This is a genomic window from Salinivibrio sp. PR6, from assembly GCF_001995955.1.
Taxonomy (GTDB): Bacteria; Pseudomonadota; Gammaproteobacteria; order Enterobacterales; family Vibrionaceae; genus Salinivibrio; species Salinivibrio siamensis.
This window is the reverse complement of record NZ_MUFA01000012.1, coordinates 1-26,263: the sequence shown is the minus strand read 5'-3', so window position 1 is coordinate 26,263 and position 26,263 is coordinate 1. Positions and strand designations below refer to the sequence as shown.

22 protein-coding genes are annotated in these 26,263 nt (G+C 50.5%); 6 read left to right on the top strand and 16 right to left on the bottom strand.

Annotated features, from left to right (window positions below; all coding sequences use genetic code 11):
• Positions 1-127: 127 nt before the first annotated feature.
• The 3 genes from BZG72_RS10880 (at position 128) to BZG72_RS10870 (ending at position 2,787) form a co-directional block, all read left to right on the top strand.
• On the top strand, positions 128-715 hold the full coding sequence (locus tag BZG72_RS10880) for an LON peptidase substrate-binding domain-containing protein (RefSeq protein WP_077607434.1): 588 nt from the start codon (positions 128-130) through the stop codon (positions 713-715).
• A gap of 129 nt (positions 716-844) precedes the next feature.
• Entirely contained in the window at positions 845-1,768 is a 924-nt protein-coding gene (locus tag BZG72_RS10875; protein ID WP_077639020.1) for an HDOD domain-containing protein, read from the top strand.
• 110 nt (positions 1,769-1,878) lie between these two features.
• Positions 1,879-2,787 carry a lysine exporter LysO family protein gene (locus BZG72_RS10870; protein ID WP_046075447.1) on the top strand — a complete coding sequence of 303 codons (909 nt, stop codon included), beginning with the start codon at positions 1,879-1,881 and terminating at the stop codon, positions 2,785-2,787.
• A 60-nt stretch (positions 2,788-2,847) separates the two neighbouring features.
• Here BZG72_RS10870 and ptsG read toward each other — a convergent pair whose 3' ends face one another.
• From ptsG to yceD, 14 genes are all read right to left on the bottom strand, one after another.
• Positions 2,848-4,278, bottom strand: coding sequence for a PTS glucose transporter subunit IIBC (gene ptsG, locus BZG72_RS10865; protein WP_046075446.1), 1,431 nt, complete (start codon positions 4,276-4,278; stop codon positions 2,848-2,850).
• A gap of 614 nt (positions 4,279-4,892) precedes the next feature.
• Positions 4,893-5,672 carry a TatD family hydrolase gene (locus BZG72_RS10860; RefSeq protein WP_077666786.1) on the bottom strand — a complete coding sequence of 260 codons (780 nt, stop codon included), beginning with the start codon at positions 5,670-5,672 and terminating at the stop codon, positions 4,893-4,895.
• A gap of 1 nt (position 5,673) precedes the next feature.
• Positions 5,674-6,666 (bottom strand): DNA polymerase III subunit delta', encoded by a 993-nt coding sequence (gene holB / locus BZG72_RS10855; protein WP_077578971.1) that lies wholly within the window; start codon positions 6,664-6,666, stop codon positions 5,674-5,676.
• Positions 6,663-7,301, bottom strand: a complete 639-nt coding sequence (gene tmk / locus BZG72_RS10850) for a dTMP kinase (RefSeq protein ID WP_046075443.1) — start codon at positions 7,299-7,301, stop codon at positions 6,663-6,665. The genes holB and tmk overlap by 4 nt, the downstream gene beginning before the upstream one ends.
• Positions 7,298-8,314, bottom strand: a complete 1,017-nt coding sequence (gene mltG, locus BZG72_RS10845; RefSeq protein WP_077666785.1) for an endolytic transglycosylase MltG — start codon at positions 8,312-8,314, stop codon at positions 7,298-7,300. The genes tmk and mltG overlap by 4 nt, the downstream gene beginning before the upstream one ends.
• Positions 8,308-9,117: an aminodeoxychorismate lyase gene (pabC, locus tag BZG72_RS10840; RefSeq protein ID WP_077666784.1), complete on the bottom strand. Its 810-nt coding sequence runs from the start codon at positions 9,115-9,117 to the stop codon at positions 8,308-8,310. The genes mltG and pabC overlap by 7 nt, the downstream gene beginning before the upstream one ends.
• Positions 9,118-9,243: 126 nt before the next feature.
• Positions 9,244-10,482 carry a beta-ketoacyl-ACP synthase II gene (gene fabF / locus BZG72_RS10835; RefSeq protein ID WP_046075440.1) on the bottom strand — a complete coding sequence of 413 codons (1,239 nt, stop codon included), beginning with the start codon at positions 10,480-10,482 and terminating at the stop codon, positions 9,244-9,246.
• Positions 10,483-10,574: 92 nt separating this feature from the next.
• Positions 10,575-10,811, bottom strand: a complete 237-nt coding sequence (acpP, locus tag BZG72_RS10830; RefSeq protein ID WP_046075439.1) for an acyl carrier protein — start codon at positions 10,809-10,811, stop codon at positions 10,575-10,577.
• 157 nt (positions 10,812-10,968) lie between these two features.
• Positions 10,969-11,703, bottom strand: coding sequence for a 3-oxoacyl-ACP reductase FabG (gene fabG / locus BZG72_RS10825; protein WP_046075438.1), 735 nt, complete (start codon positions 11,701-11,703; stop codon positions 10,969-10,971).
• Between the two features lie 67 nt (positions 11,704-11,770).
• On the bottom strand, positions 11,771-12,727 hold the full coding sequence (gene fabD / locus BZG72_RS10820; protein WP_077666783.1) for an ACP S-malonyltransferase: 957 nt from the start codon (positions 12,725-12,727) through the stop codon (positions 11,771-11,773).
• 19 nt (positions 12,728-12,746) lie between these two features.
• Positions 12,747-13,706 carry a beta-ketoacyl-ACP synthase III gene (locus BZG72_RS10815; protein WP_046075436.1) on the bottom strand — a complete coding sequence of 320 codons (960 nt, stop codon included), beginning with the start codon at positions 13,704-13,706 and terminating at the stop codon, positions 12,747-12,749.
• Between the two features lie 8 nt (positions 13,707-13,714).
• Positions 13,715-14,737: a phosphate acyltransferase PlsX gene (gene plsX / locus BZG72_RS10810; RefSeq protein WP_046075435.1), complete on the bottom strand. Its 1,023-nt coding sequence runs from the start codon at positions 14,735-14,737 to the stop codon at positions 13,715-13,717.
• Between the two features lie 9 nt (positions 14,738-14,746).
• A complete protein-coding gene (gene rpmF, locus BZG72_RS10805) occupies positions 14,747-14,917 on the bottom strand; it encodes a 50S ribosomal protein L32 (protein WP_046075434.1) in 171 nt (56 codons plus the stop codon).
• A 5-nt stretch (positions 14,918-14,922) separates the two neighbouring features.
• The gene (gene yceD, locus BZG72_RS10800) at positions 14,923-15,453 is read right to left on the bottom strand and encodes a 23S rRNA accumulation protein YceD (RefSeq protein ID WP_077578967.1); all 531 of its coding nucleotides are present in this window, start codon (positions 15,451-15,453) and stop codon (positions 14,923-14,925) included.
• A 322-nt stretch (positions 15,454-15,775) separates the two neighbouring features.
• On the opposite strand from yceD, the gene BZG72_RS10790 reads away from it, so the two are divergent.
• Positions 15,776-16,369 (top strand): Maf family protein, encoded by a 594-nt coding sequence (locus BZG72_RS10790; RefSeq protein ID WP_077666782.1) that lies wholly within the window; start codon positions 15,776-15,778, stop codon positions 16,367-16,369.
• A 75-nt stretch (positions 16,370-16,444) separates the two neighbouring features.
• Here the strand turns inward: BZG72_RS10790 and BZG72_RS10785 are convergent, their stop codons facing one another.
• Together BZG72_RS10785 and rluC are read right to left on the bottom strand one after the other, a co-directional pair.
• Complete coding sequence (locus BZG72_RS10785) at positions 16,445-17,161, bottom strand: HAD-IA family hydrolase (protein WP_077666781.1); 717 nt, start codon at positions 17,159-17,161, stop codon at positions 16,445-16,447.
• Positions 17,162-17,165: 4 nt separating this feature from the next.
• Complete coding sequence (gene rluC / locus BZG72_RS10780) at positions 17,166-18,128, bottom strand: 23S rRNA pseudouridine(955/2504/2580) synthase RluC (protein ID WP_046075430.1); 963 nt, start codon at positions 18,126-18,128, stop codon at positions 17,166-17,168.
• Positions 18,129-18,821: 693 nt separating this feature from the next.
• Between rluC and rne the strand changes: the two genes are divergently transcribed.
• Complete coding sequence (gene rne / locus BZG72_RS10775) at positions 18,822-21,767, top strand: ribonuclease E (protein WP_077666842.1); 2,946 nt, start codon at positions 18,822-18,824, stop codon at positions 21,765-21,767.
• 289 nt (positions 21,768-22,056) lie between these two features.
• Positions 22,057-25,464: a hybrid sensor histidine kinase/response regulator gene (locus BZG72_RS10770; RefSeq protein WP_077666841.1), complete on the top strand. Its 3,408-nt coding sequence runs from the start codon at positions 22,057-22,059 to the stop codon at positions 25,462-25,464.
• The last annotated feature ends 799 nt before the right edge of the window (positions 25,465-26,263 follow it).

Below are 26,263 nucleotides of genomic sequence, written 5' to 3'. Positions count from 1 at the left end.
CGGTTTTTGTCACATTTATTACAAACATTTTTTCGTCGTTAAATAAAGTCTTCGATGCATCTATGCTTAACGCAGGGCGATGAGTGCGCTAAATTAATAGTGGTAAGCTAATAGTCAGGGAGCCGACATGTCGAGACACCCGCTGTTAATAGAAGTAAGTCATTTATTGCCTGGGGGATTGCACAGCTATGTGCTGTCTGAGTCGTGTTACTTACAAATGCTCCAACAGGCAGGCGAACCACCTCGCCTTTTGGTCGCGATGAAAAATGAGGATGAAGGTCAGCAGCGCCCGCACGCCATTTCTCCTATCGTTACGCTTTGCGAGATTGCAGACTTCAATCGTCATGGTGCGCATGAAATCGCGTTGACGTTACAAGGGATTGAAAGTGTCAAAGTGAATGCGATTGACGCGGGTGAAGGTGACGTCAATATGGCGCGTTATACACCGTTGCCAAAATGGCAACGCCATGCTGTTCCCAAGCACTACCTATATCTGAGTGAGAAGCTGCAGCAGTATTATCGATCGAATCCGACACGCCACGAACACTTCCAGTTAACACAGTATGATGAAATTGGCTGGGTTTGCCTGCGCTGGTTGGAGTTACTCCCCATCGAAGTGAAACAAAAACAGCTTCTACTCTCCCAGCCTACGGCCTTATTGGTGGCCGAGTTTATTGATAAACTATTGCGGTATCCACTTATTGACGACGACTAAGCGACAGATGAGTGACTGTGTAAATTATCATCAAAGACGCCAGCAGGCTCACTGATTCAGAGAAAGGCGGTTCTCTTTTATTCTTCGCCGCATTACTATGCAGTCTGCTGACAATTACTATCAGGACTTATGGATCATCTTTCATTTTTTTGGGTCTCACCGGATCGTGATAAGTACTTACGCTCCCTAGAAACCGAGTTTTACAAGCGTGCCGTCGAAACCATCCGTGTCAATCGCCTGTCCCTACCTCCTTTACCGGATGCTGTTCTGTCAATACAACGCGCTAGCAAGCGGTCGGATACTACCATGCGGGATATTGCCAACCTCTTGTTGGACGATCCAAGCTTATGTGGGGCCGTGCTTAAAGCTGCAAACTCCGCTTTATTTGCTCCCCGCGCCACAGGTCAATGCAAAGATGTTCAAACCGCCGTCTCTCGGCTTGGCGTTGATCGCGTTTTAGGGATCATCACAGCCGCCGCCGTCTATCAGCTCAAGAGTGATGCCACGTTTTCCAAGGCCTGCAACGCACTATTGAAAAAAAGTGCGCAAAAATCTCGTGAACTCGCCGCTGCGATGGCACTGGTGACGCAAAAAGTCAGAAACTATTGTGATGAACCGCTTTCAGTGGAGCCCGAAAAAGCACTGATTGTGGGGTTGCTTGCTGATATTGGCTTATACAGCGTGATTGGCGAGTTTCAGCGCTTTGTGAATCAGGGACACTATCTAAAATTTGACATTGCAGAGCGCGTCTTCTTCTCACTGGCGGGCGACTGCAGCCGTCTTGTGCTCAAGCAGTGGCAGTTTGACCGTGACTTTATCGAAGTCGCCATTAACAATAAGCTCTACACTAAGCCGCGCCCCGATATCACCTATTTAGATATCGCGAGAATGGCAAATCACTTGTTAATGTTTCGCAATCAAGATGACGCAATAGAGGATCATGAAGTGGAAATCACTGCGCCTGGCGCAGAAGCTTTATATGAGCTATCCAACCTCGATGAAAAAGAGTTCTCTCGTCAGCTAAACCAAGTCATGGACGCAAGCAGTATCTGACCCAAGCCAGGGTGGTCTTTCCTTTAACCACCCTTGTCTGATTTTATTGACCAACCTATTAACCGGTTGATAACCTCAAGCTCTACTTTCTTAACACCGAGCAAAATCAGATGTTTTCAGGGATGCTACTCATCTTCTCTCCACTTATTATCGGCTATTTAATCCCCATTAAGCAGGCGCGCTACCTCAACGCAGTCAATACCCTGACGATGCGGCTAGTGATGGTCATTTTAGTGTTGATGGGCTTAAGCCTCGCAGGCTTAGATAACCTCGGGCAACATATTTCCACCATTTTGTATTTCGCTGCCACTTTCTTCATTTGTATCGGCGCGGCCAACCTGCTTGCCCTGCCTGTTCTCGATAAGCTCTTCCCAACCGAGACCCATGGCCACCAACATAAACTGACCCTCAGCGCCATGATGTCAGAGTCCGGTAAGCTGATTGCGGCTGTGGCCGTTGGCTTAGTCGTAGGGCTATTACTCAATCAAGATCTTTCTTGGGTCGATACGGCCAGCGAGGGGATTTTATTACTTTTGCTCTTATTGATTGGCATTCAGCTCCGCAACAGTGGCATGACGCTGAAGCAAATCATTCTCAATAAAAGTGGGCTGATGATTGCGGCTCTCGTTGTCGCGACCTCCTTGCCCGGTGGCTTGCTGGCGGCATGGTGGTTAGATATTCCTTATCATCACGGGTTAGCGATGGCATCCGGCTTCGGTTGGTACTCGTTGGCAGGGATCTTAATGGGCGACGGACTGGGGCCGGTCTACGGCGGTGCATCATTTATTCTCGAGCTCGCGCGCGAGCTTGTGGCGATTATGATTATTCCAGTGTTAATCCGGCGCTATCCGCTCACCGCAATTGGATATGGTGGTGCCACCGCGATGGATTTCACCTTGCCGATCATTCAAAGCACAGGCGGGATTCGCTGTGTACCGATTGCGATTGTCAGTGGGTTCATACTCAGCTTGTTGGTGCCCGTTTTGATGTTGTTTTTTCTCTCACTCGGTGCCCGTTGAACAAAAAAAGGGGTAGCAAGATGCTACCCCTTTTTACATTTCCTGGTTTAGCACATGCAATTATTGGCTGCGCATCCAGTTATCCATTTCAGTACGCAGGTTGTCTGACTTGGTACCAAAGATAGCTTGTACGCCACCTGATACCACAACTACACCCGCTGCACCTAGCTGCTTGAGCTTGTCTTGGTCAACAATTTCAGTGTCAGCCACTGAGACACGTAGACGAGTGATACAAGCATCAAGACCTGTGATGTTGTCTTTACCACCGAATGCAGCCACCAAGTCGCCCGCAAGCTCAGAGCCTGTCGCGGTTGACACGTCAGCGACTGCTTCGTCTTCACGACCAGGGGTTTTCAGGTCAAGGGCACGAATCACTACACGGAACACGATGTAGTAGAGTACCGCATAACCAAGGCCCAGTAGCACCAGTGTGGTCACGTTCTCAGCACGTGGCATTTGCACGATGAAGTCGATAAAACCGTTCGAGAAAGTATGGCCGTGAACAACGCCCAACGCGTTAGTCAGAACATACGCCGCACCTGCCATGATAGCGTGGATACCATACAGCACTGGCGCGATGAATAGGAACGAGAACTCGATAGGTTCAGTGATGCCGGTCAAGAATGACGTCAGTGCACCTGATGCCATGATACCCATGATTTTGGCACGGTTTTCTGGCTTGGCAGAATGTGCGATAGCAAATGCCGCCGCAGGTAGACCGAACATTTTGAACAAGTAGCCGCCAGCTAACTGACCAAAGCCGTTACCTGCTTCACGAGTGACATCGTTTGCGGTCAAGAAACAGGTCATGATGCCGTTTACTTGCTCGCCTGCGTTGTTCACGCAGCTACCCGCTTCATAGAAGAAAGGTACGTTCCAAATGTGATGCAGACCGAATGGGATAAGCGCACGCTCTACCACACCGTAAATACCAAATGCAGTAACAGGATCTTGTGTCGCCGCCCAGTGAGAGAAGGATGCGATAGCACTGCCGATTGGTGGCCAGATAACAGAGAGGATCACACCAAGCGCGATAGAGATGAAACCGGTAATGATTGGCACTGACCGTTTACCGGCAAAGAAACCAAGGTAGTCAGGCAGTTGAATCGTGTAGAAGCGATTAAAGGTCCACGCCGCGACACCACCGGCAAGAATACCGCCAAGTACCCCTGTCTTGATAACGTCAGCGCCCATAACTGGTGCCATCACGTCCAGTGTCGCCACCATGATGCCGTAACCGACAATCGCAGACAGACCCGAGACACCATCGTTATTGGTGAAGCCTAGCGCCACACCCACAGCAAACAGCAAGGCCATTTGACCAAATACAGACCCACCAGCTTGTTCCATCATGTGTGAGACAATATCTGGCATCCAGCTAAAGTTGGCAGCACCAACACCCAAAAGTATACCTGCGACCGGAAGCACAGATACTGGAAGCATCAGCGCTTTACCGACTTTTTGCAGGTTAGCAAAGAGGTTTTTTGACATAGTTCTTGCTCCTGACAAGGACGTTTAACAATGTGTCTCGTCGGACTAACCTTCCGATTCCCCCGCAAGAGGCCAACCGATACCACAGGCGCCGAGAGCACAAACGATTTGTGATTATTGAACTCACCCAAACTATAAGGGGCGAATCATCACCTTGCCTATCAGTGACGATTTTACTGATTAAAAAGTAAATATAGATCACAATTAGAATTGGCGACAAAAACAGCAAAAAACAACATAAGATCATGATTTAAAATGACAAAAAATCTATTGCCCAGGGGAAAGGATACGAACAAAAAAATAGCAACCCCTTCACCCCCAACGTTATTTTACGTAACGAATTAATACAGCGCGTAATGCCTAGGACATAGATTGATAATTCCTAATCATTTCAAAAAGGTAGATGTGAAATTGCGCGAGATCAACTTTGATAGGCTAGCGATATAAATCGGTTATTTTGTTGCAAACATAACCGAAAAATGACGCAGAATTGACCAAGTGGGATGGTGCCTTATCAACGCCGAGATAATCAAAAAGCGGTGTTTTCTTGCGGCGAAAGGAGCGTGACGTTCTAAGCAAGAAAAACGCCCGACAAGGTTATCGGGCGACTTGAATTATTGCGGGTTTGCACCAGAAAAAAGCGTAAAAAAGTTACGGCTGGTGATCTCACAGACCGTTTCCACCGATTCACCCTTTAACATCGCGACGTACTCAGCAACTTCTTTCACATAAGCTGGCTGGTTTTGCTTGCCACGATGGGGAACAGGTGCCAAGTATGGCGAGTCTGTTTCAACCAGCAGGCGCTCAAGCGGTATACGACGCACCACATCTTTCAGCTCTGTGGCCTTGTTGAACGTCACTATCCCAGAAATTGAAATGTAGAAACCGAGTTCAATCGCCGCCTCTGCCATCTCATAGCTTTCTGTAAAACAGTGTAGCACACCCCCGACGCGCTCAGCGCCCTCCTCACGTAAAATCGCAAGCGTGTCTTCACGTGCCGCGCGAGTATGGATAATCAAGGGTTTGTTGAGCTCAACCGCGAGACGGACGTGCTGGCGGAAAATCGCTTGCTGCTGCTCAGCAAGCTCTGGCTGATAGTGGTAATCAAGCCCTGTCTCTCCTACCGCCACGACACGCTCATCAGCCGCTAAGGCTTTCAATCGGTCGTAATCGAAACCATTTTCGATATCCAAAGGGTGCACACCACATGAGGCAAAAACATGCGAGTAAGGTCGGATCATGTCTAGCATCGCCGGAAAGCTATCTAGCGTTACCCCCACCGAAAGGAAATAGTCGACGCCCCTTGCCTGCGCTTTATCTAAAACATCGGCAACATTCTGGTGCAGCGAGTCGTAATCCAGTTTGTCGAGATGGCAATGAGAGTCTATTAACACGTTATTCTCCAATCGATAATAACCACTGGCTAACAACCAATTCGGTATTTAGCCCTGTATGAATTTGTAACTGACGCTGTAATTGATGCAGCGCACGTAGTAGTGAATGAACTTGCTGGGTGGTCAGCACATTGGCCACCTCGGCAACCCGTTGATGATGATGCCGATGCACAATGGTCTGCCCCACACCTTGACGCCATTTAAGTACATCAAGCAGAAAATGACTGAGCCAGTTCAATGAAGCGGGATAGTGTGCGACCAACACCTCGATAGTGTCAAACAGGCCCGTTCTCTCGCGCACATAGGTAGAAAAGCCTTCCACCACACTATGGTGATGATCTAACCCGCCCGATGCCACAAAGTCACGAGCAGCCAAGGGGGCGCCCCGATATAAGCTTACCGCATGGTCTGGCACCGAGCGCTGCAATGCTTGCTCGATCCACGCCTTGGCTGTGTCAGCTTCAGCCTGCGGTGCCTTCCACACACTGCAGCGACTGACAATGGTCGCAAGTAAACTATCCAGCGAGTCTGTCAACAATACGAAGTAACACCCTGAAGGTGGCTCTTCTAGCGATTTAAGCAACGCATTGGCCGCGGCTTCCCCTAAACGTTCGACACATTCGATAACAATAAAGCGCGCCCCGCCCAATTGCGACGTTTCCAACGCTTGTCGTTGCACCTTGCGGACTGCATCGATACCAATCTGCTTACCGGGTTTCTCGGGGGCGAGCCAGTGAATATCAGGATGGTTACCCGCCGCGAAAAGCTGGCAGTGATGACAATGCCCACAGGCGCTATCGTTTTGATGGCCACACAGTCGCACCTTGGCAAGCTGGCTTATCAATGCGCGACGGCCGCTGCCCGGAGGGGCGGCCAACAAGAGCGCGTGCGGAAAGCGCGCACTCGTCAATAGTTGCTGCCAATGCGCCCAAACGCCTTCAAACCAGGGATAAACGTAAGGCGCTGGGTATGCCAATGTTATCTTGTCACTCATACGCCTGGTTGCTGCTTAAGCCAATTTTCTAGTGCCGTTTTAATCTGAGCGGTCACTGTGTCTAGCGACTGGCCCGCATCAATCACCACCACACTGGGATCGTCGTTTGCCAATGCCAGATAACGCGCTCGCGTGCGCTCAAAAAAATCCAGTTGCATGGTCTCAATCCTATCCAACTCACCTCGACCCCGCGCACGTGCAAGGCCTACCTCCGGGTCGATGTCCATATACAAGGTCAGTGAGGGGGCAAACGTCCCCAAGACCGTTTCTTTTAGGCTTTTCATCAGCGACGTGTCCATGCCCCGTCCCCCACCTTGGTAGGCCTGTGATGACATATCATGGCGATCACCCACCACCCATTGGCCCTTCGCCAGGGCGGGTTTAATCACGTTTTCGACAAGCTGTACCCGTGCGGCGTAAAGCATGAGAAGCTCGGCTTTATCCGTGAGCGGTTCATCCGGGTGACCTTGTTTGACAAGCGTACGCAACTGTTCCGCAAGCGGCGTACCGCCGGGCTCTCGCGTAGTGATCACATCCTGGATTCCGGCGTCGAGTAACACCTGTTTGATCTGATTGATGGCCGTACTTTTTCCCGCGCCTTCAAGGCCTTCTACAACGATGAAATGGTTCTTCATTGATTCTTCAACACTTTTAAGTAATCACGCACGGCCCGATTGTGTTCGGCCAAGGTGGTAGAAAATTGGTGGCCGCCTTTACCCGTGGCGACAAAATAGTAGTAATCCGTTTTGGCTGGCTGGGCAGCGGCAAAGATGGCCGCTTTACCTGGCATCGCGATCGGCGTCGGGGGCAAGCCATTAATCACATAAGTGTTATAAGGCGTCGGTGTACGTAAGTCACGTTTACGAATATTCCCCTCATACTGATCGCCCATACCATAAATCACGGTGGGATCGGTTTGTAAACGCATACCGCGTCGCAACCGATTAACAAATACCGACGCCACCTTTTCTCGCTCACTCGCCACCGCGGTCTCTTTTTCAATGATGGAAGCCAGGATTAATAGCTGATAAGGGGTTTCTATCGGTAAGTCCTCGATACGTTGCTGCCAAGCCTGCTCCAAGGCCACTTCCATTGCACGCGCGGCGCGTTTTAGCAATGCAATGTCGGTATCCCCCACATCATAGGCGTAGGTTTCAGGAAGCAGTAATCCTTCTAATTTATCGTGTTTGAGCCCAAGCGCATCAGCAATTGCCTGTTCACTCATGCCATCCAATGTTTTGTCAAGATGCGGCGCGGAGGCAAGCTGCTTGCGCCACTGGGCAAACGTACTCCCTTCGACAAAGGTGATTTCATCTTGATATTGCTGCCCTGAACGCAGAGTCGCGAACGCCTCGGCTAATGTTTGTCCAGGTTGGATCTGAAAGGTGCCCGCTTGTACCCGAGTCAGCTCTGGATAAATCCGTGGCGCAAACTTCGACCAGATGCTTGATGCCATCCAACCGTTTTCTTCAAATTTTGCAATGACCTTATGGTAATGTGCACCGCTAGGGACAGTGAATAGCTGAGGTGTCTGCAAGGATAACGGCGTGGAAATAAACGCCTTCGTTTGCCAAAGCACCCCAGCGACTGAGGCCAAGACTATCGCCATCAATACGCTCACCAGCCCCAAAAATCGCTTTTTTAGCACGCGTTTAACCTCTGTTGTAATCGCCTTGTCAGCGTATGCGTTTTATAACTTGTTTCATTGATGGATGTCACTGGCACCACCTTCATCAAGGTATTGCAAATAAACACTTCATCGGCACGCCACAGCGCCGTCTCATCGACCGCGACCGTTTTACATTGGTAGTCCGTGAAACCTTCAATCACGGCCATCACTTTTTCTCGCATCAGTCCCGCCACACCGGCATATGCCAAATCAGGTGTATAAATGACATGGTCTTGGCACCAGAAAAGATTGGACGCCGTGGTCTCAACCAAGTTGCCAAACATGTCCGCGACCACGAAATCATCGGCCTCCACGTCTTCCAGTGCCAGCTTTAGACGCACCTGCTCTAACCGATTGAGATGTTTAAGCCCCGCAAATGGTGACGCGCCAAGTTGCATCTGCGTCGTCGCCAACGCCACCCCATGCTGTTGCCAATGATGATAATGGCGAGGAAACGGATGTAGGCTAACAATGACGGTTGGCGACGAGCAGCCTTTGGGACTGTAACCGCGTCCCCCCCGGCCTCGGGTGATAATCACCTTCAACACCTGTTCATCCTGCGAATACTGACACGCTTGATCGAGCGTTATCGCGAGTGCCGACCAATCAACCTCGCGAATGGCTAATCGCTCACAAGTGCTTTGTAAACGCAGTATATGTGCATCGCGATCAAGTAATAGCCCCTGATACACATGGCCAGTGGTAAAGCAACCATCACCAAATTGGAGCCCTCGGTCAGCGACCGCTAATTCGCGACAAGGATGTCCGTTTACCCAGATCATCTATCAACCTCGACAGTCAACTATTCTTACCGACAATAAAAACCTTACCGACAATAAAAAACGGCCCGAATCGTCGGGCCGTTACTATAGCAGACTCTTTTTAGGCTGTATAAACGCCTATGCGTATTACAGCTTTTTGAAGATCAAAGAGCCGTTGGTGCCACCAAAACCAAAGGAGTTACACAAGGCGTACTCCATTTTTACGTCACGCGCTTCGTGCGGTACGTAATCTAAATCGCAACCCTCATCGACATTATCAAGGTTGATCGTTGGTGGTACGGCTTGATCAATCAGCGACATGGCAGTGATAATTGACTCAGCAGAGCCTGCCGCACCGAGCAAATGACCGGTCATCGACTTGGTTGAAGAGACCAATACACTGTCCGCCGCCTCGCCCATTGCACGACGGATCGCTTTACTTTCCGCCACATCGCCTGCCGGTGTCGAGGTACCGTGCGCGTTAACGTAACCGATTTGTGCTGGGTTAATCCCCGCATCACGAATCGCTGCTTCCATCGCCAGTGCCGCCCCTGAGCCATCTTCACTGGGTGACGTCATATGGTAAGCATCCCCGCTCATGCCAAAACCGGCTAATTCACAGTAAATGGTCGCGCCACGTGCTTTCGCGTGTTCATATTCTTCAAGCACCATGACGCCAGCACCATCACCCAGCACAAAACCATCACGATCTTTGTCCCATGGGCGAGAGGCCGACTGTGGATCATCGTTACGTGTTGATAATGCTTTGGCGGCGGCAAAACCGCCAATACCAAGCTCGGTAGAGGCTTTCTCTGCGCCGCCGGCCACCATAGCGTCTGCATCACCGTATGCAATCATACGGGCGGCATGACCAATATTATGCAGGCCTGTGGTGCATGCGGTGGAAATCGAGATGTTTGGGCCACGCATGCCGTAATTAATCGACACGTGCCCTGCAATCATATTAACGATGGTTGATGGGACAAAGAAGGGGCTGATTTTACGTGGACCCTTCTCCATATACGCACGATGGTTTTGTTCAATCAAACCAAGACCACCAATGCCTGAACCTATCGCGACACCAATACGGTGTGCATTGTTGTCATCAACTTGCAGTCCGGAGTCTTTAATGGCTTGCACACTGGCAGCAATGCCATATTGAATGAACAAGTCCATTTTTCGTGCATCTTTTTTCGACATGTAGTCTTCACAATTGAAGTCCTTAACCATGCCCGCAAATTGAGTAGCAAAGTTAGTGGCATCAAAATGCTCAATCGCTGAGATACCGCTTTGCCCGGCTAGCAGAGCTTTCCATGAAGACTCAACTGAGTTACCCACGGGTGACAACATACCCATGCCAGTCACAACAACACGACGCTTAGACACGATGATATTCTCCGGAGAATATAAGTTTGGAAATTAGAATAGCTTAAAAAGAACACAGGCGGTCGAGGAGACCGCCTGGTAGGATTCTGAGATTACGCTGAAGCGCCGACAACGTAGTCGATAGCTGCCTGTACAGTAGTAATCTTCTCTGCTTCTTCATCTGGAATCTCTGTATCGAATTCCTCTTCAAGAGCCATTACCAGCTCAACGGTATCCAGAGAGTCCGCGCCCAAGTCGTCTACGAATGAAGCTTCGTTTTTCACTTCTGCTTCGTCGACACCTAGTTGCTCAACGATGATTTTCTTTACGCGTTCTTCGATGTTGCTCATATTAATACTAGTCCTTACAAGATTCGCAGATGCGATATGTGCTGTAGTTTATTCATTAATGTGGAAGTTGCAAGACCTCCACGGCTGGTCAAACCACGATTTGGGGACAAATCAATCGGAGTTTGACGTGTGTCATTCGAGATTGCAACGGTCTCGATCAAATCATGTACATACCGCCATTGACGTGCAAGGTCTCGCCCGTCATATAAGCAGCATCATCAGAGGCTAAAAACGCCACCGTTGCAGCAATCTCTTTTGGATCACCCAAACGCCCTGCTGGCACTTGTGCCAGCGTCGCAGCGCGCTGTTCATCATTTAGCGCCTTGGTCATATCGGTTTCGATAAAACCAGGCGCGACTGTATTCACTGTGATGCCACGCGCAGCCACTTCACGTGCCATGGATTTGGTAAAGCCAATCACGCCGGCTTTTGCTGCCGCATAATTTGCCTGTCCCGCATTACCCATCACACCGACCACAGAACCAATATTAATGATTCGGCCACAGCGTTTTTTCATCATCGCACGCAATACTGCCTTTGATAAACGGAAGATTGACGTTAAGTTGGTGTCCATAATGTCCTGCCACTCATCGTCTTTCATCCGCATCAATAGGTTATCACGAGTGATACCCGCGTTGTTAACCAGAATATCAACGTCGCCAAATTCTTTTTTGATCGTATCAAGCACCTCTGCGACCGACTCTGGCGAGGTCACATTGAGTGCCAGGCCTCTACCGTTTTCACCGAGATAATCGCTAATTGCAGCGGCGCCTTTTTCGCTGGTCGCCGTACCAATCACGGTGGCACCACGCTCCGCTAAAAGCTCTGCCGTTGCTCGGCCGATCCCACGGCTTGCGCCTGTCACCAGCGCTACTTTTCCGTCTAGTTTCATTCGGTTACCCTTTTAGTTGATTCTGCCGGCATGCACCGGCAGTCACAAAGTGTCTTCGTAATACGGTTTATGCCTTCGCAGTGGCGAGGCTGGCGCTATCATTGACGGCCGCGCTGCTCAACGCCTTGTTGATGCGTTTGGTCAAGCCAGTCAGTACTTTACCTGGGCCAAATTCCAACAGCTGTTCCACCCCTTCAGCCGCCATATGCTCAACCGTTTCGGTCCAGCGTACCGGGCTATGTAATTGACGCACTAAGGCTTCTTTAATTGCAGCCGGCTCTATCGGCGTTTCCACATCAGCGTTGTTGACCACAGGAATACGTGGCGCATTAAACGTGACAGATTCCAGTGCTTGCGCCAGTTTTTCTGCTGCCGGTTTCATCAGCGCACAGTGAGAAGGCACCGACACTGGCAGCGGTAATGCACGTTTTGCACCCGCGTCTTTACACAACGCATTGGCGCGCTCCACCGCTTCTTTATTACCCGCAATGACCACTTGGCCTGGCGAGTTGAAGTTAACCGGTGAGACCACCTGGCCTTGCGCCGCTTGCTCACAGGCTGCCGCAATCGCATCGTTATCCAAGCCAATAATTGCCGACATCGCTCCCACACCGGCTGGGACCGCCTCTTGCATCAATTGACCGCGCAGCTCGACAAGCTTAACGGCTTCTTTAAAATCCAATACACCCGCACAAACCAAAGCAGAATATTCACCCAAACTATGGCCAGCAAGCATCGCGGGCGCGGCACCACCTTGTGATTGCCAGACGCGCCAAATAGCCACAGACGCCGTCAACAAAGCTGGCTGTGTGCGGTGCGTTTCATTTAAATCCGCTTCTGGCCCTTGCTGGACCAATGCCCAAAGGTCATAGCCAAGCACTTCTGAGGCTTCTGCAAACGTCTGCTGGACAACACCATATTGTTCGGCGAGCTCCCCGAGCATACCCACGGTTTGGGAGCCTTGACCGGGAAAAACAATCGCAGTTGAAGACGTCGCTGTTGAAGAACTAGCTGTTGAAGACATAGCTGTTTTCCTATTAATTTTAGAATCTTACGAGCGCGGATCCCCACGCAAAACCACCACCAAAGGCTTCGAGTAACACGGTGTGTCCGCGTTGAATACGCCCATCTCGTACCGCCTCATCCAGTGCGGTCGGTACTGACGCTGCCGACGTATTGCCATGACGGTCAAGCGTCAATACCACTTGATCCATCGACATCGACAGTTTTTTTGCTGTCGCTTTAATAATGCGGTAATTGGCCTGATGCGGCACCAACCAGTCAATGTCTGTCTTTTCAATTTGGTTGGCCTGAAGCGTTTCTGTCACAATATTGGCCAGTTGTGTCACCGCCACTTTAAAGACTTCATTCCCCGCCATATAAAGCCAAGCTTCATCGGCCTCTAACGATTGACCACGCTCTGGATACTTAAGTTTCAAGAGCTCGCCAAATTTACCGTCGGCTTTTAAATGGGTGGACAAAATGCCGTCATTTTCATCGGCAGAAAGCACGACGGCGCCTGCACCATCACCAAACAAAATGATGGTGGAGCGATCATCGGGATCACAGGTATGTGAGAGGCGATCAGCGCCCACAACCAGTGCATTTTTGGCTAACCCGTTTTTAACATATTGATCCGCGACACTTAACGCATACACAAACCCAGAGCATGCCGCCGCAATATCAAAAGCGGGGCAGCCTTTAATCCCCAACATCGCTTGCACATCACAAGCGGCAGCGGGAAAGGCACGCTCACCACTGGTGGTCGCCACAATAATCAGGTCAATGTCATGTTTATCAATGGCAGACATCTCTATCGCCTGCACGGCGGCCTGATAAGCCATCGAGGCAACGGTATCTGTGGGTGCAGCAATGCGACGCTCTTTGATCCCCGTACGGGTCACAATCCATTCATCACTGGTGTCTACCATCTGTTCAAGGTCAGCATTGGTGCGAACCTGTTCAGGCAAATAGCTGCCTGTGCCCAAAATCTTACTATACATGAAGACTACTAATGCCTCTCGAGAAGAACTGCCTCTAAACGGTCACTTATCTTAGTTGGGATTTGCCGTTCGACCTCGTGCACCGCTTCAAAAATAGCGTTTTCGTAAGCGGCGATATCAGCGCGTCCGTGACTTTTTACAACGATGCCGCGCAATCCTAGCAAACTTGCGCCGTTGTACTGGTCGGGTTTCAGCTGTTGGAGTTGATTTAAAAGATCAGAAAATAGCCATTTCGCGATCCAACGCTTAATAGGATGCGGGTGGAGATGGGCTTTCACCTTGTCGATGATCAAGCGTGCGACACCTTCGCTGGTTTTTAACGCCACGTTGCCGACAAAGCCATCACAGACAATCACATCGGTCTCGCCTGTATAGATTTGATCGCCCTCAACGTAGCCGGTATACCGCACTGCCTCGCTTTGCTGCAAAAGATCGGCACAGCGGCGCACCAAGTCATTCCCTTTGATCGCTTCTTCACCAATGTTTAGCAGCCCGATTCGAGGTGTATACCCCAATTCAGCCTCCGCCAACACCGCGCCCATCACTGCAAATTGGAATAAGGTATCGGCATCACAGGCCACATTGGCGCCTAAATCCAGCAACCATTTACGTTGATAATTAGCACCTGGTAAGGCTGTCACTAGAGCGGGACGGTCGATGCCGGGTAAGAGCTTGAGCAAGTATTTGGATAGCGCCATAAGCGCGCCGGTATTGCCCGCACTCACACACGCATCTGCTTCACCACTGGCCACCTTTTCCAGTGCAACACGCATAGACGTGCCATGGCTCCGACGCAGCGCCGTGGACGGTCGCATGTCATTAGGAATAACGTCCGGGGCATGGACGATAGATAGTCGGGAATGATGCTGGGCATGGCGTTGATTCAGTGACGCCTGGATGCGAGATTGGTCGCCCACCAGGATCACATTTAGGTCCGCAAAACGCGACAATGCCTGCACGGAGGCAGGCACTGTGACTTGGGGACCGAAATCCCCGCCCATCGCATCGAGTGCAATGGTTAACCTAGTCAAGGGTCAACCTTACTTGTTGATAACCTTGCGGCCGCGATAGAAACCATCTGCCGTCATGTTATGACGCAGGTGAGTTTCACCGCTAGTTTTGTCTACAGATACAGCTTGAGTACCCAGTGCATCGTGTGAACGACGCATACCACGCTTAGAACGGGTTTTACGGTTCTTTTGTACGGCCATTGACCCTACTCCTCGTTACTTTGCTTTAAGTTTTTTAGTACGGCAAACGGATTTGGACGCTCATCAGCAAGTGGGATTTCCCCATACACCATGTTGTCTGCACTGACCTTACAGTCGGTGTCTTCGTGCATGGCGACTTGTGGCAAGGCCACAATCAACTCGTCTTCGACTAATTGAATCAGATCAATCTCACCGTTTTCGTCGACTAATGCCGGCTCATAAGCATCCGGTAAATTGCCAACCTGGTCATCATTGAAAACCGGGCTATAAACGAATTCAGTTTCACAGCGATATGGAAATGGTTCCCAACAACGTTGACACTCAAGACTCACTGTTACGGTCGCACGACCGGTGACAGTTTTGAGCCCTTGGGCGTCAATGTCGAACGAAAGCATCACTTCCGCATCACTATCGATGCTTTGGGTTGCCTCACCGAGACGCACTAAACGCTGCTTGTCTACAATGCCATCATAGTCAAGTTGCTTTTGTGCACAACGGAACGGATCAACCGTCAGCGGTAGCTTTACCTTCTGCATAGGGCGCGAATATTAGCCTCCAAATGCGCTGGAGTCAAAGAAAATGTTACCTGTGTCAGGCGCGAAAGGATGATAGAGACAAAAGCGCACAAGCCATTGGTGATCGGGATGCCTCTGGCGCCTCGTTTACTCAGACCGGCAACGATGAAAACCAACCCTTTCACCGCGGTCAACAAGCCAGCCAGGCATACCTCTCCCGCTTTGCCCGACTCAAAGTCGCGCCCGCTATTTTTTCAGGTTAGACTGAGAGTTGAAAATAAACAATCATCGACCACGCAGATTGTTTAGTCACCTTCAACTACGCGCAATATAAGGAACGATCATGCACACGACGCAACCTCCCAAAATTGTGCTGGCTTCAAGCTCACCGTATCGTCAAGCCATCTTTAAAAAGTTTGCGCTTCCGTTTACTGCATTCGCGCCGGCGATCGATGAAAGCCGGCATGAAAACGAGCGTGCCACCGACATGGTTGAACGCTTGGCACTCGAAAAAGCCATGGCGGGGATGCCGCTATTCGATAATGCTCTGATTATCGGTTCAGACCAAGTTTGTGTGATTGACGAGGAGATACTTGGTAAGCCGCATGCGCGAGAGGTAGCGATCGAGCAGCTAAAACGGGCAAGCGGAAAACAAGTCACCTTTTATACAGGAATCGCGTTGATTAATAGTGATACGGGAGAGCATCAATCGGACGTTGAGCCCTTTCATGTCGATTTTCGTGAGCTAAGCGAACAAGAAATCGTTCGTTATATCGACAAAGAACTGCCGCTAGATTGTGCCGGCAGCTTCAAATGTGAAGGCTTGGGTATTGCCCTTTTCAATGCCATGCACGGGCGTGATCCGAATACCCTTGTAGGCCTCCCACTGATACGCTTGCGTGAAATGTTAGAAAAGGAAGGTATCTCAATTATTTAATGCGCTAACTCATCGTCAGCGCACTCGTATTTGCAACCGTATCAACACGCACTTAAGGATAATCAAAGCGGCCAATTAGCTCACCAGCTCGTTTAGGCTGTTTAGTACGGCAACTGGCTCATAGGTCGAGAGGCTGGCGGCGCCTTCTACGCCCCAAGTGACGGCAAGCCTTGCCATATCCGCATTGATGGCCAATTGCATATCATGGCCGGTATCACCAATCATCAGTGCTTTATCACGTGGAATACCTGTTTGCGCTAACACTTCATCCAACATTTGAGGATCCGGCTTAGAGGCCGTTTCATCGGCGCATCGGGTCACCGAAAACAAATCGTGAGTTCCCGTTTCCGCCATGGCCCGATCGAGTCCAGCGCGTGATTTTCCAGTTGCCACCGCGAGCGTAAACCCCTGCGCTCTCAAAGAGATAAGGGTGTTTTTTACGCCAGGATAGAGCTGACAAGGCGTCGGGTTATCGTAGACAAACTGTTGACGGTAGTGCTGAATCCAATCGGCATACCACGCCGGATCAGCGTCAGGGTAAAGCCGCTGATAGCCCTTTTCTAAGCTCAAGCCAATCATGGTTTGCAAGCGTTCTGGTGGCAATATAGGCAACTGCTCAGTCAGCCGAGCCGCCGCGTCCAGGCTTGAGACAATGCGCCCAATCGAATCCATCACAGTGCCATCCCAGTCAAAGATTAACAGTGAATATGGCGCAATCACGGAATGCGACGGTTGCTTGATCTCGCTTGCGCCAGGTTGCCAAGGGGAAGTAAACGGTGATTCAACTATCATTGCTTTAACCTCTGAGTGATGCTGTTTTCGTCCGTAGTCCCTCAAGCGCCCGCTCAAGCTTAGGCTCCATCGGCGCATTAAGCGTCATGCTTTCATCCTTGCCCGGATGTAGGAAGCGGATGGTGGCCGCATGTAAAAATAAACGATCCAGCCCAAACGACTTGGTATACGCATCAAAACGTGGATCGCCATAACGATCGTCCCACGCCAACGGATGACCCATATACTGAGCGTGCACACGAATTTGATGCGTTCTCCCAGTCACAGGGCTTGCTTGCACTAAGGTTGCTTCAGCGAAGCTTTCAAGCACTTTAAAACGGGTTTCTGACGGCTTACCCTTAGGATTGACGCGTACAATACTGTTCACCTCATTTTTCAATAAAGGTGCCGTTACTTTGCGCTGTTTAGCGGGCCATTTGCCCATCACCAAGGCGTAATAGTCTTTACGTACTGTTTTTTCGCGAAATTGCGCTTGCAAATGACGCAACGCGGAACGTTTCTTCGCAATCAGCAAAATCCCAGACGTATCTCGATCGATCCTGTGTACGAGCTCCAAAAAACGTGCCTTAGGGCGAAGCGCGCGCATCGCTTCTATTGCCCCAAATTGTAACCCACTTCCTCCGTGCACCGCTGTCCCCGAAGGTTTATTGAGCACCAACAGATGGTCATCTTCATAAAGAATGCAATGCTCAAGCGCGGCCACTTTGTCTAATTTAGTACTGGGCGCGGCTTTCTCATCGCGCTCTGGAAGGCGGATGGGAGGCACCCTCACCACATCTCCGGCTTGCAGCTTATACTCTGGTTTTATGCGTTTTTTATTAACTCGCACTTCTCCTTTACGAAGTACGCGATAAATCATACTTTTTGGGACGTTTTTCAGCTGATTTCGCAGAAAATTGTCAATTCGTTGGCCGGCGATGTCGTCATCGATGTCGATGAATCGCACTTGAGTTTTTTGTTCTGTCATAACCTTCATTCTACCGCTAAGCACAGCGACATGCACCTGCTACGGCAAGTCACCCCTCACTTAGCACAGCAGCGGGTTGTGTTCCCCCCTGTAACCGCGAGCGGCACAAGGCATTATCGTGCAAAAAAACACCACATCTGCGCGGTTTTACTACCAACACAACATAAGCGAATAAAGCCGATTGCTGGACTTTAGTCTCCCTGCTATAGTTGCGGCGTTAATCAGAAAAGCAAACGCTTATCTGAAACACAGCTTATCGCCTGTGACAGCGATTTCATCAGTGGAACATGCACTTTTCGACAAAAGACCTGGTCTGCGATGAGTCAATCAAGTGATAGCTGTATACGGTTATATCCGTAAAAGAACCATAATTCCGAATGCTTTTAAGGCGTTACGCGGCAATTGGCGTAAGACGTAAACCAAAAGCACCCGTTTAGTGTGTTGACACGAGACTGTTAGTCAGTGTCAGAGCTCTCCGCCATCGGTAAAAACGGCGGACGCCAACTGCGTAATCCGGTGAGCCATAAAAACCGTTGCAGCTGGCCGATTAAAACTTGCCCGAGCGCACCCCTGATTTTCTCCAGCCGGGAGGCTGCACCATATCAGACTTGGGGTCAGGCAGCATTGACGACTGCTCTCGTCATCAACCGCTAATAACAATGATAAATAAATGAGAAAAATCAGATGAAAAGAATGTTGATTAACGCAACTCAGAAGGAAGAGTTGCGCGTCGCATTGGTTGACGGTCAACGGCTATACGATCTCGATATCGAGAGTCCTGGCCATGAATCGAAAAAAGCTAATATCTATAAAGGACGCATTACCCGTATCGAACCTAGCCTGGAAGCGGCATTTGTTGACTATGGCGCCGAACGACACGGTTTTCTCCCTCTAAAAGAAATTGCTCGCGAATACTTCCCTTCCGGTTACACCTATCAAGGCCGTCCAAACATCAAAGATGTGGTGAAAGAAGGCCAGGAAGTGATTGTCCAAGTGGACAAAGAAGAACGCGGCAACAAAGGGGCTGCACTAACTACATTTGTCTCGCTTGCGGGCAGCTATTTGGTATTAATGCCAAACAACCCACGTGCTGGCGGGATTTCTCGTCGCATCGAGGGGGAAGAACGCAGTCAGCTAAAAGAAGCCATGTCTGGCCTCGAACTGCCACAAGGGATGGGCTTGATTGTACGCACTGCAGGTGTGGGTAAATCGGCCGAAGAGCTTGAATGGGACTTGAAAGTCCTGCTCAATCATTGGCAAGCGGTGAAAGAAGCGGCTGGCGCCAACCCTGCGCCTTTCCTGATCCATCAAGAAAGTAACGTGATTGCCCGTGCAATCCGTGACTATTTGCGCCGTGATATCGGTGAAATTTTGATCGACAGTGAAAAGGTCTTCCAGCGCGCCCAAGAGCACATCAAACTGGTTCGTCCTGACTTTGTCAGCCGCATCAAGTTTTATGAAGGCGAAGTGCCGCTATTTAGCCACTATCAGATTGAAAGTCAGATCGAATCTGCTTTCCAACGCGAAGTGCGCTTACCCTCAGGTGGCTCAATTGTCATTGATCCTACCGAAGCCCTAACCTCAATCGATATTAACTCTGCCCGAGCCACCAAAGGCAGTGATATTGAAGAGACGGCACGCCAAACCAACATCGAAGCAGCAGAAGAGATTGCACGCCAATTGCGTCTGCGTGACTTGGGTGGCTTGGTCGTGATCGACTTCATTGATATGACCCCTGTCCGCCACCAGCGCGAGGTGGAAAACAAATTGCGTGACTCTGTCCGCATGGACCGTGCACGGGTACAAATTGGCCGCATTTCACGCTTTGGTTTGCTGGAAATGTCACGTCAGCGCCTCAGCCCGTCTCTGGCAGAAGCCAGTCATCATATCTGCCCGCGCTGTAAAGGCACCGGTGTAATTCGTGATAACGAATCGCTAGCATTGTCCATTCTTCGTTTGATGGAAGAAGAGGCAATGAAAGAGAACACGGCGCAAGTACTGGGTATCGTCCCTGTCCCCGTCGCCTCTTACCTACTTAACGAAAAACGCCGCTCGGTCCAGCACATTGAGAAATACCACAATGTCAAAGTGGTCGTGGTACCCAATGCCGACATGCAGACGCCACACTTTGATGTGGTTCGCGTCCGCGGCGGTGAAGAAATGGCGAACCTGTCTTATCAGCTGCCAAGCCAGATTGATGCGCTCAGAGAAGTAGAAGCACGCGAAGAGCCACAACAAGCGCGTCCAGCGAAAAAACGTGAAGAACCTGTATTACAAGGGTTTGCAGCGCCAAGCTCGCCGGCACCAAGCGCAACCACCACGTCTGCCACTGAAGCCGAGACAGCCAAGCCAGGCCTGTTTGCGACAGTTGGTAAGTTTTTCTCTCGCCTGTTTGCCGCGCCAGCGGAGGATACCGCAACCGCGTCGTCACAGCCTGCCGCTGCGCCTGAGCCAGCTCAGACGAAGCAAAACCAGAAGCCATCACACGACTCACACAACCAACGCAATAAGTCGCGTGGCCATAAGCCACAGAACCGCGATGAGCAAAGTGATAACAACAACGGCGAACGTGGACGTAACAACAAACAACGCCGCCAGAATAAGCCGCAAGAAGAGCGTCGCGATAACAATCGTAAAGGGAAGAAAACCCGTAACGATAACCGCAACGACAAAGCGAAAAAGCCTACGACGCAACAAGATGAGGCCAAGGTAACCAAGCCACAGTCTGACAATGCGGATAAAGGCAACAAGCAGCAAGACCAAAAGTCGGAGAAAACCGAACAGGTTAAACAACGTCGCCAGCGTCGTAAGCTGAACCGCAGCGTACGTATCAACAAAGACAATGCGGAGACGCAGGCCACCACAGACGCTACATCTGATCAAAGCAAAGACTTGCAACAGGTCGGGGCGGAAGTGGCACAACAAGCCAAGCAGCAGCCTGATAACGCGAAGAAAGAAGGTCAGCAGGACAAGCGCCGTAACCGTCGCTCACCGCGCCACCTTCGCGCCAGTGGACAGCGTCGTCGCCGTCGCCCAATGGTGAAAAGCCCAATGCCACTCACCACCGGTATGGCGTCACCCGAAATGGCAATGGGCAAGGTGTGGTCGGCAGAGCAACCGGTGAAAGTGAAGCAAGATCGCCGCCGCCAAGACAAGCGCCAAAACAATAAGGCCATTGTCAGTGGTGTTGCTCGTCCAGAAATGGCCATGGGTAAAGTCATTATCATGCAAGCTAAATCGGAGGAGACGGACACAGTGTCGACCCAACCAATGGCTTCGATAAACACCCCTGAGCCTGCACCGCAACCAGCACAAAGCCAAGCAACACCTGTGATCGACGCTGCGCCTAAGGTCGCGACGCCAGACGCGCCAGCGACAACCCCTGAGCAAGACTCAGAGGTCGATTTGGTGACCGAGAAAGTGATTGAGCGCGAAGCGGAAATCAACGCCCCGACGGCAACGATTCAATACCGCCGCGCTACGTCACCAATGATGAAGGCTCCGGCACCGAACGAAACGGTTGATCACAGCCCTGTGGCAATCGCTGCCTTTAAAGCGCCTAACCCAGAAGCGAAAGCAGCAGGTAGCGCCGAGGCACGAGCGTCTGCCTACGCACCGGCGACCAAACCTCAGTACTAATTCCGTTTGCTTTCGGAATGCTAAAGGCCTCGGCATCTGTCGAGGCCTTTTTTATTTGACCGTTGTTCCATGAAATAACGTGGGCAAAACATACGCAATCTTGCAGCGATACACGGAAAAGTGCGTCGATCCACACGCTTCCATCGCGACTTCCTTGTCAAAGCGAAAAAACTCAGTAACGTCAAGGCAGACAATGATTGTCGTGTCGTCGCGCGAGAAACAGGCTCATCAGAGGCTTAGACGCTGGCCACGACATTGGAACGTTGCTGTAGGGAAGATGCTGTTGCTTATGAAAACCTTGTTTACTGCTTACCCATTTAAACGCCTCCATCACACCTTGATGCTGGCCTTCCTGCTATTGAGCCTCCTCCCTCTGATTTTGGTCGCCTTGTTTTTTCTTAACGCCCATAGCCAAGATCTACAAGAACAAAGCACGGCACACCTTTTATCGGTTCGCGACGGTAAGCAGCAGCAAATCAACGATTACTTTGAGGCGAAAGAGGCGGAAGTCCTTGGATTTGTTGCTTCAGAGCTCGCCTACGCCAGTGGTGGGCATTTTTATGGTTTGGTCAATGCTTTTCAGCGACTACGACCAAACATCGACGCCGCTCGTGATTACGCACAACGCCGCTATTACCTTGGGTCCGGTGAAAGGGTCAAAACGCCTGTGCACAAGGACGATCCCAATTATTCCGCCACCGAGCGTTATCGGCTACTACACAAACGCTACCACCGCGCTTATCAAGCTTTGCTCGCTCGCGCAGATTTTGACGACCTCCTCTTGGTCGACAAGCAAGGCAACGTCACCTATTCGGTGAAAAAGCTGGACAATTTTGGCACTAACCTACTCTCAGGCCCGCATCGCAATGCACGACTGGGACACACTTTCGCGGCCCTAAAACAACAAACGCAACAAACAAAAGGGAAGTTAGATCCGACGCCTAAGGTGATTATCTCGGACTTTTCTGCTGAAGATACCGACGCACCCGTTGCATGGCTTGGCGCCCCCATTATTCAGCAAGGGTACCTGCATAGCTACGCGATCTTCCGGCTTCCTAATCATGCCCTTACCAGGCTAATGGCCCCCAGAGAAACCAATGCGATTGAAACACACCTCGTCGGCGATGACGGCAAGACTCGAGCGCATTCAACCAGCAACAGTCAGCTTGTCAATAACACGCCTGCCATAGAAAAAGCATTAGCCGGAGAAACGGGCGTCACCCGCTATCAAACCCAATCAGGCCAAACCATGCTCGCTGCCTACACCCCCATTCACGCCCACGGTCTCAAATGGGGGCTAGTGGCTGAAGTCCCTACGCAAGTGGCCTACGCTCGAATCCACCAGCTGCAACAGCTTTTTATCGTTGCCATGTTACTTGCGATTCTCGCGGTGGTCATTGCCTCGCACTATATGTCCAACTTTATTACTCGCCCGCTGCTTCAGCTTACATGGGCGGCAGAAAAAGTCAGTGCAGGTGACCTTGATACCCAAATCCACCACACGCGTCGTCGTGATGAAATCGGGCGTTTGGCGGTGAGCTTTGCCCGCATGCGCCATGCCATTCGCGAAAAACTGGCCTTAATACGCCAACAAAACCAGGCCTTAGAAGCTAACATCACCACCATACGTGCTCAGAATGACGAGCTGCATGTCGCCAACAAGCTGAAAGATGAATTCCTGGCCACCACCTCTCACGAACTTCGTACCCCCTTACACGGCATGATAGGGATTGCCGAAGCACTGATTGACGGTGCGAACGGTCCGATTAGTCGCGATCATCAGTATCAACTGTCGATTATCGTCAACAGCGGCCAGCGCTTGGCCAAGTTGGTTGATGATCTCTTGGACTACCATAAAATGCGCTATGGGCAATTGGATTTGGAGCAAGGTCCTGTCAATCTCAACGCCATCACACAGCTTGTGCTGTCACTCGCCAAGCACCTGAAAAAAGAGAAGCCGCTAGACATCATTAATCAGCTTAGCGACACGCCAATCTGGGTACACGCGGATCCCCAACGGCTTGAGCAAGTTATGTACAATTTACTGGGAAATGCGATTAAGTTCACCGATGCGGGTAAGATTGTTATTAGCGCCGACACCTTGGACGATCGCGTTCGCATCCAAGTGGTTGATACGGGTAAAGGGATCCCCGCGGAACAGCTAAGCACCGTTTTTGAACCGCTCGCACAAGCAGTGAGTAGCCACTATCATTATCAACACGGCGCAGGCCTCGGTCTATCCATCAGTCGTCAACTTGTTGAGCTGATGGGCGGCCAGCTGTACGTCAGTAGTCAGCCGCAAGTGGGGACCACCTTTAGCTTCACCCTTCCGAGCGTCAATGAGCCTCCGGTGTTGACCACCGAGCTTTCCGCCGTCTCTGCCCAACACATTCATCAAGATGACACGCGAGAAACCCTCTCTCACTCCTCTTCGGACGTTGTTTCGCAAAGCCAGCATAATCACAATGGCTTACATATTTTAGTGGTCGATGATGAGCCAACCAACCAACAAGTACTGACCAGTTTTCTTAATATTGAAGGCTATCAGGTCAGTACAGCCAGTGATGGACGTACAGCGATTGCTCATATCGCCACCACAAAGCCAGATCTCATCTTACTCGATGTGCTAATGCCCGGAATGAGTGGATTCGAGGTCTGTGAGCAGCTGCGTGCACGCTATGACCATGCTGCACTTCCGATTATCATGCTAACCGCCTTAAATCAGCCTGATGATCGCATCTATGGCTTTGAGGTCGGCGCGAATGATTATCTCTGTAAGCCCTTTGATAAAAGAGAGCTCGCCGCACGGATAGCAACACATCTTGCCGCTAGCCAAGCGGAACAGCGCCGCCAAGAAAATCAACGCCTCGAGCAGGCGCTTGAACAAAGTGCTCGGCAACAGGCCAGTCTACTCGAAACCCAGTCTTGGTTGATTTCACAGCTCTCTCTCGCTCCTGAAGCTATGTTAGGTATGCGAAAAGATGGCCAGGTTCGCTTTGTTAACCAAGCGGCAGCCTCCTTGTTTGAGCGTGAGCAAGACGAGGTAAAACGGATGCATGGCCAAGCCTTAGTGAAAGCGCCCGAGCAAGCCAATCAGATGGAGCGCTATCAAGGCCCACTGACCATTTATATTGAAGGACGTCCCCGAGACGTCGACGGTATGGTGCTGCGTTTTCCCGCAGAGTCTGACATTGACAGCCTGTATGTCATCAACACAGACGCTCCCGTGTCTCAGTCTCGTATACAGAGCCTAGAAAGCGCCATCGAAGCCTTATCTGGCTACGCATTAGGCGGAGACTCGCGCCAACTTGAAACGCTAAAAGCCATGGGGGGCGAATTTGAAGCTATCGCTGAAAAAGCGCAACACCAACAACAAGATAAAGCCAACGCACGCAGACAGCTAATTGTTGATGCCATGGTAGCCAGCTTGCATTACTGGGAAGAAGCCACAGGCAAAAGCAAATTCGATTTTGCCGAGCAAAGTGGTCTTTGGCGCGTCTACCTTGACCGTAGTAGCTTACAAACCCGCACATTGGATAAGTACCTGCTCATCGAAACCCTGCCAAAAACCCCGCGATGGCGCACAGTGCTGAGCTCCATTCGCTTTATCCTCGATCATTGTGACAAACGTAGTACGACCCGTACTCAGCTGGAGTCCTATTACCAACAACTTCGCCAGCTACTGCTAGAAGACTAACACAGCCAAATCGCTCCCTCTCCCAGTGCCTCTCCTATCGGGACAGGCACTGCTGCGTTCCCGCTATCGTTTCTCCACCCTCTTAAGCATCCCTTCTTCTGGGGACAGGCACTGTCTCTTATGAGGACAGTCGTACTTCTTGCGCTCTCATTTCTTGTAAGGACAGGCACCTACATGTTAGCCGCAGGCCCCTCGTTCTGTCCGACACACTATCAGCTCTTGTGGGGACCAGCTCTTGTGGGGACAGACACTTATAGCACTCCCTTTTAGCGCCCTATCAGGACAGGCGCATCGAAGTAAGTGAGCAAACCTCGGTGACTGTCCTATGAATAGTTCGCGGGAACAGACACTGTCTCTTATGAGGACAGTCGTATTTCTTGGGTTCTCTTAACGTGCCTGTCCTCTGACTGACGAGCTAAAATCGCTCATTAATAATCTTTGCGAACCAACCTCATTTCAATCGCAATGCTTCTTAGCAAAAATCCCCTTTTATGTCGGATATCACTCAGAAATGCGCGACTTGTCACAACAAAATAGATACTGATTTTTCTCGTTAAAAAATAAGCAGGTTTTGGTGTGTGACATGCATCGCCCAAAAGACAATTAAACATAACCTTATGATTTTTATATTATTATAATTCCATCCAGGGTCGTTATCAGGAGAGAATCGTAATTGCATCCTGAAGCGGCCAACCTTTTTAGCTGTTTTTTTTAACGAAAATAACGTCAACGTCGCGCTTTTTTACGGTTTTAACGATTATTCACATTGCAGCCTTCACTTAACTTGGGCTTAGTGACG

What these genes read in the sequence shown, in the direction of transcription:
- BZG72_RS10880 (WP_077607434.1), top strand. Translation starts at nt 128, where the DNA reads ATGTCGAGACACCCGCTGTTAATAGAAGTAAGTCATTTATTGCCTGGG.
- BZG72_RS10875 (WP_077639020.1), top strand. Translation starts at nt 845, where the DNA reads ATGGATCATCTTTCATTTTTTTGGGTCTCACCGGATCGTGATAAGTAC.
- BZG72_RS10870 (WP_046075447.1), top strand. Translation starts at nt 1,879, where the DNA reads ATGTTTTCAGGGATGCTACTCATCTTCTCTCCACTTATTATCGGCTAT.
- ptsG (WP_046075446.1), bottom strand. Translation starts at nt 4,278, where the DNA reads ATGTCAAAAAACCTCTTTGCTAACCTGCAAAAAGTCGGTAAAGCGCTG.
- holB (WP_077578971.1), bottom strand. Translation starts at nt 6,666, where the DNA reads ATGAGTGACAAGATAACATTGGCATACCCAGCGCCTTACGTTTATCCC.
- tmk (WP_046075443.1), bottom strand. Translation starts at nt 7,301, where the DNA reads ATGAAGAACCATTTCATCGTTGTAGAAGGCCTTGAAGGCGCGGGAAAA.
- pabC (WP_077666784.1), bottom strand. Translation starts at nt 9,117, where the DNA reads ATGATCTGGGTAAACGGACATCCTTGTCGCGAATTAGCGGTCGCTGAC.
- acpP (WP_046075439.1), bottom strand. Translation starts at nt 10,811, where the DNA reads ATGAGCAACATCGAAGAACGCGTAAAGAAAATCATCGTTGAGCAACTA.
- fabG (WP_046075438.1), bottom strand. Translation starts at nt 11,703, where the DNA reads ATGAAACTAGACGGAAAAGTAGCGCTGGTGACAGGCGCAAGCCGTGGG.
- fabD (WP_077666783.1), bottom strand. Translation starts at nt 12,727, where the DNA reads ATGTCTTCAACAGCTAGTTCTTCAACAGCGACGTCTTCAACTGCGATT.
- BZG72_RS10815 (WP_046075436.1), bottom strand. Translation starts at nt 13,706, where the DNA reads ATGTATAGTAAGATTTTGGGCACAGGCAGCTATTTGCCTGAACAGGTT.
- rpmF (WP_046075434.1), bottom strand. Translation starts at nt 14,917, where the DNA reads ATGGCCGTACAAAAGAACCGTAAAACCCGTTCTAAGCGTGGTATGCGT.
- yceD (WP_077578967.1), bottom strand. Translation starts at nt 15,453, where the DNA reads ATGCAGAAGGTAAAGCTACCGCTGACGGTTGATCCGTTCCGTTGTGCA.
- BZG72_RS10790 (WP_077666782.1), top strand. Translation starts at nt 15,776, where the DNA reads ATGCACACGACGCAACCTCCCAAAATTGTGCTGGCTTCAAGCTCACCG.
- BZG72_RS10785 (WP_077666781.1), bottom strand. Translation starts at nt 17,161, where the DNA reads ATGATAGTTGAATCACCGTTTACTTCCCCTTGGCAACCTGGCGCAAGC.
- rluC (WP_046075430.1), bottom strand. Translation starts at nt 18,128, where the DNA reads ATGACAGAACAAAAAACTCAAGTGCGATTCATCGACATCGATGACGAC.
- rne (WP_077666842.1), top strand. Translation starts at nt 18,822, where the DNA reads ATGTTGATTAACGCAACTCAGAAGGAAGAGTTGCGCGTCGCATTGGTT.
- BZG72_RS10770 (WP_077666841.1), top strand. Translation starts at nt 22,057, where the DNA reads ATGAAAACCTTGTTTACTGCTTACCCATTTAAACGCCTCCATCACACC.